This window comes from Stutzerimonas sp. CXK-1 (assembly GCF_057738225.1).
This window is the reverse complement of sequence record NZ_CM173217.1, coordinates 619900-633410: the sequence shown is the minus strand read 5'-3', so window position 1 is coordinate 633410 and position 13511 is coordinate 619900. Positions and strand designations below refer to the sequence as shown.

Below are 13511 nucleotides of genomic sequence, written 5' to 3'. Positions count from 1 at the left end.
CGGTCCCCGCGTGGCCACCGCTGGCCATGCGCGAACAGCGCCGCTACCCTGAGGGTCGCGCCTGGAGAGACGGAATGCTGCCGAGCCTGCTACTAGCCACCCTGTTGCTGCTGCCAACGATCGCGAGAAGCGAGGAGCCGCCCCCGGCGCCTACCGAAGCGCCGCCTGCGGAGCCGGTGCGGGTCGCTGCCGGTGAACGAAGCGAACAGCTCGGCCGGGCCCTTGCCCAGCGCTTTCCGCGTCAGGCCCTCGAACTGCAGGCGGGCGAAGAAACCTTTGTCGGCCTGCAGCTGCCCTCGAACCTGGGGCAGAGCCGTGGCGTCATCGTGCTGCTGCCCGGTGACGGCGAAAGCGCCGACTGGCCCAGAGTCATCGGACCGCTGCGCCGTCAGCTGCCGGATGCCGGCTGGCAGACGCTCAGCCTGACGCTGCCGGATGCGGCACCGGCGCCGCCCGCCGCCGAGCCGGCCGCGCCCGCGCCCGCGCCCGACGCAGGCACCGCGCCCGAGGCGGATGCCGCGCCTGCAGACGGCGCCCCCAGCGAGGCCGGCTATCTGCCGGAGAAGACCGCACCGCCGCCCGACGACGCACAACCGCCGCAAGCACCGGCCGCCGAGCCCAAAGCCGAGCCGGTGAATCAGGCACAGCGAATCGAGGCCCGCCTTGAGGCCGCCCTGACACAAGCGCGCAGCAGTGGCGCGGCGACGGTCGTGCTCGTCGGGCACGGCACCGGCGCCTACTGGGCCGCCCGCTATCTGCAAAACAGCGGTGCGAAAGACGTCGGCGGCCTGGTGCTCATCGAGCCCAGGCGTCCGGCAGAACAGGACAAGCCGCTCGCCGATCTGCTGAGCGAACTGGCGCTGCCTACTGCGGACTTCATCTACGGCCAAACCGGGACCCGCTCGCCGCAAGCGCGCGAGCGCCTCGACGCCAGCCAGCGGGCGCGCCATCCGAACTATCGCCAGATCATCCTGCAGCGGCTACCCGCCGATGCGGCGGCCGAGCAGGAGCAACTCTACCGGCGCGTCCGCGCCTGGCTGGACAAGCAGACAACGCCTTGACCGCGCTCAGCGGAAGCCCCGCCGCTCGCGCACCAGGGCGTAGGCGCTGTGCAGCTCACGGGTACGTTCGGTAGCCTCGCGCACGGCAGCCGGGCTGGCCCCGGCACCGGCCAGCTTGTCCGGGTGGTGGCGACTGAGCAGGCGACGGTAGGCGCGCTTGATGGCCTCCGGCTCGGTATCGGCGCGCACGCCCAGCAGATCCAGCGCTTTCTGATAGGCGCCGCCACGGCTTGCCGGAGCTGCGCCGCGCGGTCGTGGGGCGGTGTCCAGCGCGGCCACATCGGCCGCCGTCCAACCCATCCACTTGCCCCAGAGCAGAATCAGCTCGTGCTCGCGCGGCCCGATCTCGGCGTCGGCCCGCGCCATGCGCCAGCAGGCCTCGAGCAGGGCCCGTGCCTGCTCACGCCGCCCGCGCAGGCGGCGCAGCGGCGTACGCAAGCCGAGATCGTCTCGCTTGCCGCGCGAAAAGGCTTCGATCGCGGCGCGCTGAGCGGCACCGTCGAGGCCGAGCCGCTGCATCTCGGCACGCGCGACCCGGATATGCGCCTCGGTGACCCGGCCGGCGCTCTTGGCCAGCCGGCCCAACAGGATGAACTGCAGCTCGTTGCCTCGCAGCGGTGGCTGCCCACGCAACAGCGCGAGCAGACTCGCCCAGCCCTCCAGCCCCAGGCGCCGGTCCAGCACCTGCCCCAACACGCCGCCAAGCAGCGCGCCAGGGATGCTCGCCAGCAGCCAACCCGCCAGGGCGCCGGCCAGGGTCAGCGGCCAGTACCTCAAGGCTGTTTCTCCAGCAGCCGCTCGACCTGCGCCAGCCGCTCGTGCGTGCCGACATCGATCCAGTCACCAGCAAAGTGCTCGCCGGTCACCTGCCCCTTGGCCATTGCTCTGCGCAGCAGCGGCGCCAGCTTGAACGCGCCGGGCTGCTGACCGCTGAACAGGGCCGGATGCAGCAGCGCCATGCCGCTGTAGGTCAGCGCGACGCCCGCACCCGCCTCGTGCACCTGGCCGTCACGGAGCACGAAATCCCCCTGCGGGTTGTGTGCCGGGTTGTCGACCAGCACCAGGTGCGCCAGCGCCTCGAGCGGCCGCCGCAGGCGCGCGAAATCATAGCGGGTCCAGATGTCGCCATTGACCACCAGGAACGGCTCCTCCCCGAGCAATGGCAGCGCACGCAGGATGCCACCGCCGGTTTCCAGTGGTTCCCCCTCCGGCGAGTAGCGAATGCAGGCGCCAAAGCGGGCGCCGTCCCCCAGGTACGCCTCGAGCTGCTCGCCGAGCCAGGCATGGTTGACCACCAGCTCGTCGAAGCCGGCGGCGACCAGCGCCCTGACGTGGTACTCGATCAGCGGCATCCCCCCGGCACGAACCAGCGGCTTGGGTGTATGCAGGGTCAACGGACGCAGGCGCTCGCCCTTGCCGGCGGCCAGGATCATCGCCTTCATGGGCGCGCCTGCCCGGGCAGGCTGTCGAGCAGCCGTTCAAGCTCGGCCAGCTCAGGCCGTCGCGCCAGCACCTCGCGCAGATAGGCGAAGAATCGCGGTACGTCGGCGAGATAGCGCGGTTTGCCGTCGCGGTGACAGATGCGCGCGAAGATGCCGATCACCTTCAGGTGGCGCTGCACCCCCATGAGGTCGCTGTCACGCTGGAAGTCGCCGAAGGCTTCGGGCAGCGGCACGCCAGCTTCCCGCGCCTGCTGCAAGTAGCGCTGCAGCCAGGCGTCGACACGCGCCTGCGGCCAGCTCAGGAAGGCATCCTTGAACAGCGAGGTGATGTCGTAGCTGACCGGCCCCAGCACGGCATCCTGGAAATCCAGCACACCCGGATTGGGCTCGCTCAGCATCAGGTTGCGCGGCATGTAGTCGCGGTGCACCAGCACTCGCGGCTGCGCCAACGCCGAGTCGATCAGCAGGTCGCAGATGCGCGACCAGCAGGCCTGCTGCGCGGCATCGAAGCGATGACCGAGATGCCGGCTCACGTACCATTCGGGGAACAGCTCCAGCTCGCGCCGCAGCAGCGCCTCATCGTAACTGGGCAGCGGCTGCGCGACCGGGCGGCGCTGAAATGCGATGAGCGTGTCGATGGCATCGGCGAACAGTCGGTCGGCATTGGCCTCGTCGATCACGTCAAGGTAGGTATGCCGCCCGAGATCATCGAGCAGCAGGAAGCCGTTCTCCAGATCGCTCGCCAGCACCGCCGGCACGTGGACGCCTGCGTCCGCAAGCAGCCCGGCGACCTTCACGAAGGGCCGGCAGTCTTCCTGCGGTGGCGGTGCATCCATCACGATCAGGCTGTGCACGCCGTCCGCCCAACGGAAATAGCGACGAAAACTGGCGTCGCTGCTGGCCGCGCTCAGCTCGCCGACCGGGACCTCGCCCCAGTCACGCTCTCGGAAAATGGCAGGTAGCTGATGCGCCAGCCAGGCTTGCAAAGCTGACAGGCGTTGGTCTTCGTGAGGCATTGGGCGTCTCCGCGGCGCTAGCCGATGGGCAGGTCATGCTTTATTATCCAGCATCTTTTTCAGCCCATCGAGAGGCCTGCAGTAAGCCGGCCGATGGCTCGCCGCAAGCACGGACCAAAGAACAAGATGGCAGTCAGATATCCCGCGTTTCGTAGAAAGTTCCCCCTCCTTGTCACTGGTAGCCTGCTTGCTCTGCAACCCGTTGCCGCTCCCTTCGCCAGCGCTGCCGAGCAGTTCGACTGCCAGCCTGGCCCAGGCGGTGGCTGGAATTGCGCGACTACCACGCCCAGCCACGCCTTGCCGCCGCGCCCGGTCGAATCCGCCGGCGTCGCCAGCTCCGCGAGCCGCACGCCGGAGGGCGACCGCCCCGACACCAGCGCCAAGCTGGTGACCGAGAGCAAAGGACGCGCATTGGCCTCACGCAGCCAGGACTACAGCCATCTGGACTGGGTGCCGCGCGAAAAGCTCACCGCCGCGCAACTGGCCGAAACCGGCCCCTACTGCACCGGTACCTACGTCGAGCCCAACCGCCCGGGCAAGTTCGACGACACGCCGATGAGCGAGGCGCCGACCTACGTTTCGGCCAAGGCCACGCGCTACGAACAGGAACAGGAAATCGCCACCCTGGCCGGTGACGTGGTGCTGCGCCAGGGCAGCATCCAGGCCGAGGCCGACGAGGCCCGCCTGCACCAGCTGGAAAACCGCGGCGAGCTGGTCGGCAACGTCCGTCTGCGTGACCGCAATGCGCTGATGGTGGGGGATCGCGCGGAAATCTTCCTCGACAACGGCGAAGCCAAGGTCGAGAACGCCGAGTATGTGGTGCACTCGGGCAAGGTGCGCGGCAGCGCGCTCTATGCCAAGCGCGAGGAAACCGCGATCATCCGGCTCAAGGACGGTACCTACACCCGCTGCGAGCCGGGCGAGAACACCTGGCATCTGCAGGGCAACAACGTGACGCTGAACCCGGCGACCGGCTTCGGCTCGGCGACCAACGTGACGCTGCGGGTGAAGGACGTACCGGTGTTCTACACACCGTACATCTACTTCCCGATCGATGATCGTCGCCAGTCCGGGTTTCTCGCCCCGAGCATCGGCTCGTCGAGCGACACCGGGTTCTCGCTGCAGACGCCTTACTACTTCAACCTGGCACCGAACTTCGACGCCACGCTGTATCCGCACCTGATGACCGACCGCGGCCTGCTGATGGAAGGCGAGTTCCGCTACCTGACCCGCAGCAGCGAGGGGCAGTTCGGCGCGGCCTATCTGGACGACAGCAACGACGATCGCAAGCTGCAGTCCGAGTATGAAGACCAGCGCTGGATGTACAGCTGGCAGCACCGCACCGGCCTGGACTCGCGCTGGCTCGCCGAGGTCGACTACACCGACATCAGCGACCCGTACTACTTTCAGGACCTGGACACCAACCTGAATATTTCCACCAAGGAGCACCTGGACCAGCGTGGCACGCTCACCTACCGCGGCGATAACTACACCGCGCGACTGAATGCCCATGCCTACGAGCGCGCCACGGTGGCCGACATCACGCCGTACGAGCGCCTGCCGCAGGTCACCCTCGATGGCCGTCTGCCCTTCCAGCCCGGTGGGCTGAACTTCGCCTACAAGACCGAGTTCGTCAGCTTCCAGCGCAGCCTGCGCGACGGATTCTTCTTCAACGAAGACGGCAATCCGGAGCGCTGGTATGACGACCGTCTGCGGGGGCTGACCCGCGCCGAAGGCGAGCGCCTGCACCTGGAGCCGGGCGTCAGCCTGCCGCTGCAGTGGACCTGGGGCTTCGTCAAACCGTCGCTCAAGTACGCCTATACCCAGTACGACCTGGATCTCGACAGTCGCGGCCGCAGCCAGGTTGCGGATTTCCAGGACTCGCCCGACCGCAGCGTTCCGATCTTCAGCGTCGACAGCGGCCTGTATTTCGACCGCGACACCCAATGGTTCGGCAAGGACTACCGGCAGACGCTCGAGCCGCGCCTGTTCTACCTCTATGTACCGAAAGAGGACCAGGACGACATCCCGGTGTTCGACACTGGCGAAAGCAGCTTCAGCTATTCCTCGCTGTGGCGCGAGAACCGCTTCAGTGGTCGCGACCGGATCGGGGACGCCAACCAGCTCTCGCTGGGCGTGACCAACCGCTGGATCGAGCCCAATGGCTTCGAACGCCAGCGCTTGAGCATCGGCCAGATCTACTACTTCCGCGATCGTGAAGTGCAACTGCCCGGCATGTCCGTCGAAGGCCGTCCGGACGCGCAGAGCTCGGTATCGCCCTACGCGCTCGAATACCAGTACCGCTACAACCGTGACTGGCGTTTCACCTCGACCTTCAACTGGGATCCGGACCAGGGTCGTACCCGCTCCGGCAGCGCGATGTGGCACTACCAGCCGGAAGCCAACCCGAACAAGATCGTCAACGTCGGTTATCGCTACCGCAACGACACCATCCGTTTCGACCAGGCCACCGGCGAATGGACCTACGGCGGCGACTACGGCACGCCCGGCACTCCCGAGTACATCGAGGACTACTACAAGATCAACCAGCATGACTTCTCGTTCATCTGGCCGATCGTCCCGCAATGGAGCGTCATCGGACGCTGGCAGCACGACTACAGCCGCAGCCGCACGCTGGAGGCCTTCGGCGGCTTCGAGTACGACAGTTGCTGCTGGAAGCTGCGCCTGATCAACCGCTACTGGGTGGATTACGACGAGACCAGCCTCAACCCCGATCGCAACGACGAGCCGGACAGCGGCATCTTCCTGCAGATCGTCCTCAAGGGACTCGGCGGCGTCGTTGGCAGCGCGACCGAGACCTTCCTCGAACAAGGCATTCAAGGCTACCGTGAACGTGAAGACCAAGCTCTCTGATTTCCTGCGCCCGCTACTGCTGGGCACTCTGCTACTGGGCAGCGCCACGCTGACCACGGCTGCGCTGGCCCAGGTACAACCGCTGGATCGCGTGGTCGCGATCGTCGACAACGACGTGATCATGCAGAGCCAGCTTGATCAGCGCATCCAAGAGGTCCGTCAGACCATCGAGAAGCGCGGCGCGGAAGTGCCGCCCAACGAGGTGCTGCAGCAACAGGTTCTGGAACGCCTGATCAGCGAAAACCTGCAATTGCAGATCGGCGAACGCTCCGGCGTTCGCATCTCCGATGAAGAGCTGAACCAGGCGATGGCCACCATTGCCCAGCGCAACAACATGACCCCCGAGCAGTTCCGCGAGGCCTTGGCACGCGACGGCCTGAGCCCGGAGACCGCGCGCGAGCAGATCCGGCGTGAGATGATCATCAGCCGCGTACGTCAGCGCCGGGTCGCCGAGCGCATCCAGGTTTCCGAGCAGGAAGTGCAGAACTTCCTCGCCTCCGACCTCGGCAAGCTGCAGCTGTCGGAGGAGTACCACCTGGCCAACATCCTCATCCCGGTACCCGAGGCGGCCGATTCGGCCACCATCCAGGCCGCCGAGCGCATGGCACGCGACACTCACGAGCAACTGCAGAAAGGCGCGGACTTCGCCCGCCTGGCGGTGGCCCGCTCCGCCAGCGAGAACGCCCTCGAAGGTGGAGACATGGGCTGGCGCAAGGCCGCTCAGCTACCGCCGCCGTTCGACAGCCTGGTACGCGAGCTGGCCGTTGGTGAGTTCACCGAGCCGGTACGCACGCCGCCCGGGTTCATCATCGTCAAGGTGCTGGAAAAGCGCGGCGGCGAAACGCAGGTGCGCGACGAGGTGCACGTTCGCCATATTCTCATCAAGCCCAGCGCGATTCGCAGCGAAGACGAGGCTCGCCTGCTGGTCAAGCGCCTGCGTGAGCGCATCCTGGCGGGCGAAGACTTCGCCGAGCTGGCGCGCAATTTTTCGGAAGACCCGGGTTCAGCACTCAACGGTGGCGACCTGAACTGGATCGACCCGAATTCGCTGGTTCCGGAGTTCCGCCAGGTGATGGCCAACACCGCCAGCGGCGAACTCTCGCAGCCGTTCCAGTCGCCCTATGGCTGGCACATTCTCGAGGTGCTCGGCCGTCGCGCCACGGACACCAGTGAGGAGTTCCGCGAGCAGCAGGCTCGCAATCTGCTGCGCAACCGCCGCTACGATGAAGAACTGCAGGCCTGGCTACGACAGATCCGCGATGAGGCCTACGTCGAAATCAAGCTCTGATCCGACAGGCCTGAAACAGACGGGGTGATGGCACCAGGTGCCTCACCCCGTTTTTGCTTGCCGAACGCACCGAGGTATCCATGACGCGCTCCCGCCCCTTCGTTCTCACCCCCGGCGAACCAGCCGGTATCGGCCCGGACCTCTGCCTACTGCTGGCCCGCGACGCGCAGGCCAGAACGCTGGTTGCCATCGCCAGCGTGGAACTGCTGCAAGCGCGGAGCGCAGCGCTCGGTCTGTCGATCGAGTTGATAGAGGTACATCCCGGCGCCTGGCCGGAGCATCCGGCGCCAGCCGGCAGCCTCTACGTCTGGGACACGCCATTGCAGGCGCCGGCGCAGGCCGGCCAGCTCGACCCCGCCAACGGTCCCTACGTACTGGAGACGCTGACTCGCGCTGCCCGCGGCTGCCTCGCGGGCGACTTCGCCGGCATGATCACCGCCCCCGTGCACAAAGGCGTGATCAACGAAGCCGGTGTCGCCTTCTCCGGGCACACGGAATTTCTCGCGGAGCTGACCCGGACGCCGCAGGTCGTCATGATGCTGGCCACCCACGGATTGCGCGTGGCACTGGTCACCACCCATCTGCCACTGCGCGAGGTGGCCGACGCGATTACAGCCGAACGTCTCGAGCGTGTGACGCGCATCCTGCACGCCGATCTGGTCGGCAAGTTCGGCATCGCACGGCCACGCATCCTCGTTTGCGGGCTCAACCCGCACGCCGGAGAAGGCGGCCACCTGGGCCGCGAAGAGATCGAGATCATCGAGCCGACGCTGGCGCGGCTGCGTGACGAAGGGCTCGACCTGGTCGGCCCGCTGCCGGCCGACACGCTGTTCACCCCCAAGCACTTGGAACACTGCGACGCGGTGCTGGCCATGTACCACGACCAGGGCCTCCCGGTGCTCAAGTACAAGGGTTTCGGTGCAGCGGTGAACGTCACCCTGGGCCTGCCGATCGTGCGCACCTCCGTCGACCACGGCACCGCGCTGGACCTGGCCGGCAGCGGGCGCATCGACACCGGCAGCCTCAAGGTCGCGCTCGAAACCGCTTACCAGATGGCGGCAGGCAGCTGACGGCGCGGTCGGTGCGTGTCGCGCACGGGCGCAACTGTTAAGCTTCGCGCCTTTGCATCGTTCGCTTTACGCTCTTGCTTGTCGCTTGCAGCTTGAAGCCTGGAGCTGCCTTCTATGTCCGAGTACCAACACCGCGCGCGCAAGCGCTTCGGCCAGAATTTCCTGCATGACGCCGGCGTCATTCACCGCATCCTGCGCGCCATCCATCCGCGAGCGGGCGAGCGGCTGGTCGAGATCGGCCCCGGCCAGGGTGCCCTCACCGAGGGGTTGCTCGACAGCGGCGCCCATCTGGATGTGGTCGAGCTCGATCTCGACCTGATCCCGATTCTCCAGAGCCGCTTCGCCGAGCGAAGCAATTTCGCCCTGCACCAGGGCGATGCGCTGAAATTCGACTTCGCCCAGCTCAGCCGCGAGCCAGCCAGCCTGCGTATCGTCGGCAACCTGCCCTACAACATTTCCACGCCGTTGATCTTCCACCTGCTCGAGCACGCCGGCCTGATCCGCGACATGCACTTCATGCTGCAAAAGGAAGTGGTCGAGCGCCTGGCTGCCGAACCCGGTGGCGGCGACTGGGGCCGGCTCTCGATCATGGTGCAGTACCACTGCCGGGTCGAACACCTGTTCAACGTCGGCCCGGGCGCTTTCAACCCGGCGCCAAAGGTGGACTCGGCGATCGTTCGCCTGGTGCCGCATGCCGAACTGCCGCACCCGGCCAAGGACCCACGCCTGCTCGAACGCGTCGTGCGCGAGGCGTTCAACCAGCGCCGCAAGACCCTGCGCAACACGCTCAAGGGCCTGCTCGATGCCGAAGCCATCGAGGCAGCCGGCGTCGACGGCAGCCTGCGCCCCGAGCAGCTGGACCTGGCCGCGTTTGTCCGCCTGTCCGACCAACTCGCCCTGCGCCAGTAACGGCACCTCATCGACGAGTCTTTTTATGTCCGACGATCAGCGCTACCGGATCGACGTCAGCGTCGTTCCGCATTACCTCAAGGAACACTCCGAGCCGGAACAAAACCGCTATGCCTTTGCCTACAGGGTAACCATAGAGAACAAGGGCCAGGTGGCGGCACAGCTGCTTTCCCGGCACTGGCTCATCACCGACGGCGACGGCCAGGTGCAGGAAGTGCGCGGGGCCGGCGTCGTCGGTGAACAGCCGACGATCGCCCCCGGCGAACGGCATGTCTATACCAGCGGCACCCTGCTGACCACACGTGTCGGCATCATGCAGGGCAGCTACCAGATGCTCGCCGAGGACGGTCACCACTTCGACGCGATCATCGCGCCGTTCCGCCTTGCCGTACCCGGAGCACTGCATTGACCACCTATGCCGTCGGCGACCTGCAGGGTTGCCTCGCCCCCCTCAAGTGCCTGCTCGAGCAGGTCGACTTCAGCCCCTCGCGAGATTGCCTGTGGCTGGCCGGTGACCTGGTCAACCGTGGCCCACAATCACTCGAGGCGCTGCGCTACGTGCGGGACCTCGACGGCTCGGCAGTCTGTGTACTCGGCAACCATGACCTGCATCTGCTGGCGGTCGCCCACAACATCGAACGCATGCGCAAGTCCGATACGCTGCAGGCCATTCTCGACGCGCCGGACCGCAATGACCTGATCGACTGGCTGCGCCGGCAAAAGCTGCTGCACTACGATGAGCACCGGCATACCGCGCTGGTGCACGCCGGGATACCGCCGCAGTGGACGCTGGAAAAAGCTCTCAGGCGCGCGGCCGAAGTCGAGGCAGCCTTGCAGGACGACGCCCTGCTGATGCCATTCCTCGACGGGATGTACGGCAATGAGCCGGCCAAGTGGAACAAGGACCTGCACGGTGTGCCACGCCTGCGCTTGATCACCAACTACTTCACGCGCATGCGCTTCTGCAAGGCCGACGGCACGCTGGAACTTGAAGCCAAGGAGGGGCTGAACAAGGCGCCCTCCGGCTATGCGCCCTGGTTCAGCCATCCGCAGCGCAAGACCCGCAATGTGAAGATCGTCTTCGGCCACTGGGCCGCGCTCGAGGGTCGCTGTGACGAGCCGGACGTCTTCGCCCTGGACACCGGCTGCGTCTGGGGTAACGCCATGACCCTGATGAACCTCGACAGCGGCGAGCTGTTGCGCTGCGCCTGCGATCACGGGAGACCGAACTGATGGAATTCAAGCGCATTGCCCCCGAGCAAGCCCAGCAGATGCGTCGCGAAGGCGCGGTGGTGGTGGACATCCGCGACCCGCACAGCTTCGCCAGCGGCCACATCGCCGGCTCGACCCGGCTGGACAACTACTCGCTGCCGGACTTCATCGCCGCCGCCGACCTCGACCATCCACTGATCGTGACCTGCTACCACGGCCATTCGAGCCAGGGCGCCGCGGCCTATCTGGTGGGCCAGGGTTTTTCCGACGTCTATAGTCTCGATGGAGGCTTCGAACTGTGGCGCGTCACTTACCCGCAGGAAGTGGAGCGCGACGAGCAGTCGTAAGTTTTTGTGTCCCCGTGCAGGCCCCGCGTCGCGCGGGCTGCACCCTGTTTGCCGGCTTCCGCTCCCGGTAAAAAGTCGCCCCGCCCCTTTACGCCGCCGAATCCGAACTATCCTTTAGCTCAGGCCATCCAAACGATGAAAGCCGGGTAGAACGGCTTCGGATTATGGTTTCGACCATTGGGTGTTCGGGGGAACTCCGCTGGCCGCCGTTGCGGCCGGGCTCCGGGATGCCTGATGACAACGCCTACCTGTGCAGCGACGAGGTGAAGTCATGAGCATTTTCAGCCACTTCCAACAACGATTCGAAGCGACCCGGCAGGAGGAATATTCCCTGCAGGAATACCTCGATCTGTGCAAACAGGACCCGAGTACCTACGCCACCGCGGCCGAGCGCATGCTGATGGCGATCGGCGAGCCGGAGCTGGTCGACACCTCGACCGACCCGCGGCTGTCGCGCATCTTTTCCAACAAGGTGATCCGCCGCTACCCCGCGTTCGAAGACTTCCACGGCATGGAGGACTGCATCGACCAGATCGTCTCCTACTTCCGCCACGCGGCGCAGGGCCTGGAGGAGAAGAAGCAGATCCTCTATCTCCTCGGCCCGGTAGGCGGTGGCAAGTCGTCGCTGGCCGAAAAGCTCAAGCAGCTGATCGAGCGGGTGCCCTTCTATGCGATCAAGGGCTCGCCGGTATTCGAGTCGCCGCTGGGCCTGTTCAATCCCGCCGAAGACGCCCAGATCCTCGAGGAGGATTACGGCATCCCGCGGCGCTACCTCAGCTCCATCATGTCGCCCTGGGCAACCAAGCGGCTGCAGGAATTCGGTGGCGATATCAGTCAGTTCCGCGTGGTCAAGCTCTACCCGTCGATCCTCAATCAGATTGCCGTGGCCAAGACCGAGCCGGGCGACGAGAACAACCAGGACATCTCGGCGCTGGTCGGCAAGGTGGATATCCGCAAGCTGGAGGAATTCCCGCAGAACGATGCCGACGCCTACGCCTATTCGGGCGCGCTGTGCCGGGCGAACCAGGGCCTGATGGAATTCGTCGAGATGTTCAAGGCGCCGATCAAGGTGCTGCACCCGCTGCTGACCGCGACCCAGGAAGGCAACTACAACTCCACCGAGGGCCTGGGTGCGATTCCCTACAGCGGCATCATTCTGGCGCACTCCAACGAATCGGAGTGGCACAGCTTCCGCAACAACAAGAACAACGAAGCCTTCATCGACCGTATCTACATCGTCAAGGTGCCGTACTGCCTGCGGGTGTCGGACGAGGTGAAGATCTACGACAAGCTGCTGACCAACAGCTCGCTGTCGCAGGCTCACTGCGCCCCGGACACCCTGAAGATGCTCGCGCAGTTCAGCGTGCTCTCGCGCCTGAAAGAGCCGGAGAACTCCAACATCTACTCGAAGATGCGGGTCTACGACGGCGAGAACCTGAAGGACACTGACCCCAAGGCGAAGTCGATCCAGGAATACCGCGACGCTGCTGGCGTGGACGAAGGCATGAACGGCCTCTCCACCCGCTTCGCCTTCAAGATCCTGTCGAAGGTCTTCAACTTCGACCCGCACGAGGTCGCCGCCAACCCGGTACACCTGCTCTACGTGCTCGAGCAGCAGATCGAGCAGGAGCAGTTCCCGGCCGAGGTGCGCGAGCGCTACCTGCGCTTCATCAAGGAATACCTGGCGCCGCGCTACGTCGAGTTCATCGGCAAGGAGATCCAGACCGCCTACCTCGAGTCCTACAGCGAATACGGGCAGAACATCTTCGATCGCTATGTGCTGTACGCCGACTTCTGGATCCAGGACCAGGAATACCGCGACCCGGAAACCGGCGAGATCCTCAACCGCGCCGCCCTCAACGAAGAGCTGGAGAAGATCGAGAAGCCTGCCGGCATCAGCAATCCCAAGGACTTCCGCAACGAGATCGTCAACTTCGTACTGCGCGCGCGGGCCAACAACAACGGCAAGAACCCGAGCTGGCTGTCCTACGAGAAGCTGCGCGTGGTGATCGAGAAGAAGATGTTCTCCAACACCGAGGATCTGCTGCCGGTCATCAGCTTCAATGCCAAGGCCAGCAAGGAAGACCAGAAGAAGCACAACGACTTCGTGTCGCGCATGGTCGAGCGCGGTTACACCGAGAAGCAGGTCCGCCTGCTATCCGAATGGTATTTGCGGGTGCGCAAGTCGCAGTAACGCAGCCTCACGCCAAAAGCTGTAGGCTGCAGACGAGAGCTTGGAGGGTCGGTTGCCGACGCAGGCGGCCGATCCCTCAAGGCCTGCAGCGTCCCTCG

Annotated in this window: 12 protein-coding genes; 9 read left to right on the top strand and 3 right to left on the bottom strand. The window is 65.7% G+C overall.

The genetic code is table 11. The features are described 5' to 3' along the window. The first annotated feature begins 74 nt into the window (after positions 1-74). On the top strand, positions 75-1061 hold the full coding sequence (locus AC0KXH_RS03030) for a DUF3530 family protein (protein WP_488224134.1): 987 nt from the start codon (positions 75-77) through the stop codon (positions 1059-1061). Between the two features lie 6 nt (positions 1062-1067). Here the strand turns inward: AC0KXH_RS03030 and AC0KXH_RS03025 are convergent, their stop codons facing one another. From AC0KXH_RS03025 to AC0KXH_RS03015, 3 genes are read right to left on the bottom strand one after another with little or no spacing between them, the layout of a single operon-like run. After that, positions 1068-1838 carry a TerB family tellurite resistance protein gene (locus AC0KXH_RS03025; protein WP_488224133.1) on the bottom strand — a complete coding sequence of 257 codons (771 nt, stop codon included), beginning with the start codon at positions 1836-1838 and terminating at the stop codon, positions 1068-1070. Continuing rightward, positions 1835-2503, bottom strand: coding sequence for an N-acetylmuramate alpha-1-phosphate uridylyltransferase MurU (gene murU, locus AC0KXH_RS03020; protein ID WP_488224132.1), 669 nt, complete (start codon positions 2501-2503; stop codon positions 1835-1837). The genes AC0KXH_RS03025 and murU overlap by 4 nt, the downstream gene beginning before the upstream one ends. Further along, positions 2500-3519 carry an aminoglycoside phosphotransferase family protein gene (locus AC0KXH_RS03015; protein ID WP_488224131.1) on the bottom strand — a complete coding sequence of 340 codons (1020 nt, stop codon included), beginning with the start codon at positions 3517-3519 and terminating at the stop codon, positions 2500-2502. The genes murU and AC0KXH_RS03015 overlap by 4 nt, the downstream gene beginning before the upstream one ends. A 126-nt stretch (positions 3520-3645) precedes the next feature. Here AC0KXH_RS03015 and AC0KXH_RS03010 point away from each other — a divergent pair, with 126 nt between their 5' ends. The 8 genes from AC0KXH_RS03010 to AC0KXH_RS02975 all read left to right on the top strand — a co-directional run bounded on the left by AC0KXH_RS03010 (position 3646) and on the right by AC0KXH_RS02975 (position 13413). Next, positions 3646-6393 carry an LPS-assembly protein LptD gene (locus tag AC0KXH_RS03010; protein WP_488224586.1) on the top strand — a complete coding sequence of 916 codons (2748 nt, stop codon included), beginning with the start codon at positions 3646-3648 and terminating at the stop codon, positions 6391-6393. After that, positions 6374-7681, top strand: a complete 1308-nt coding sequence (locus AC0KXH_RS03005; protein ID WP_014595747.1) for a peptidylprolyl isomerase — start codon at positions 6374-6376, stop codon at positions 7679-7681. Before AC0KXH_RS03010 ends, AC0KXH_RS03005 begins: the two co-directional genes overlap by 20 nt. Before the next feature lie 80 nt (positions 7682-7761). Beyond that, positions 7762-8751 carry a 4-hydroxythreonine-4-phosphate dehydrogenase PdxA gene (gene pdxA / locus AC0KXH_RS03000; RefSeq protein WP_488224130.1) on the top strand — a complete coding sequence of 330 codons (990 nt, stop codon included), beginning with the start codon at positions 7762-7764 and terminating at the stop codon, positions 8749-8751. 114 nt (positions 8752-8865) lie between these two features. Further along, entirely contained in the window at positions 8866-9660 is a 795-nt protein-coding gene (rsmA, locus tag AC0KXH_RS02995) for a 16S rRNA (adenine(1518)-N(6)/adenine(1519)-N(6))-dimethyltransferase RsmA (protein ID WP_165564069.1), read from the top strand. Between the two features lie 25 nt (positions 9661-9685). Further along, positions 9686-10069, top strand: coding sequence for a Co2+/Mg2+ efflux protein ApaG (apaG, locus tag AC0KXH_RS02990; protein WP_043218386.1), 384 nt, complete (start codon positions 9686-9688; stop codon positions 10067-10069). Beyond that, a complete protein-coding gene (locus AC0KXH_RS02985; protein WP_488224129.1) occupies positions 10066-10893 on the top strand; it encodes a symmetrical bis(5'-nucleosyl)-tetraphosphatase in 828 nt (275 codons plus the stop codon). Before apaG ends, AC0KXH_RS02985 begins: the two co-directional genes overlap by 4 nt. Further along, positions 10890-11219 carry a thiosulfate sulfurtransferase GlpE gene (gene glpE, locus AC0KXH_RS02980; protein WP_043218382.1) on the top strand — a complete coding sequence of 110 codons (330 nt, stop codon included), beginning with the start codon at positions 10890-10892 and terminating at the stop codon, positions 11217-11219. Before AC0KXH_RS02985 ends, glpE begins: the two co-directional genes overlap by 4 nt. Positions 11220-11490: 271 nt before the next feature. Then, a complete protein-coding gene (locus AC0KXH_RS02975; RefSeq protein ID WP_061337022.1) occupies positions 11491-13413 on the top strand; it encodes a PrkA family serine protein kinase in 1923 nt (640 codons plus the stop codon). Positions 13414-13511 lie beyond the last annotated feature (98 nt).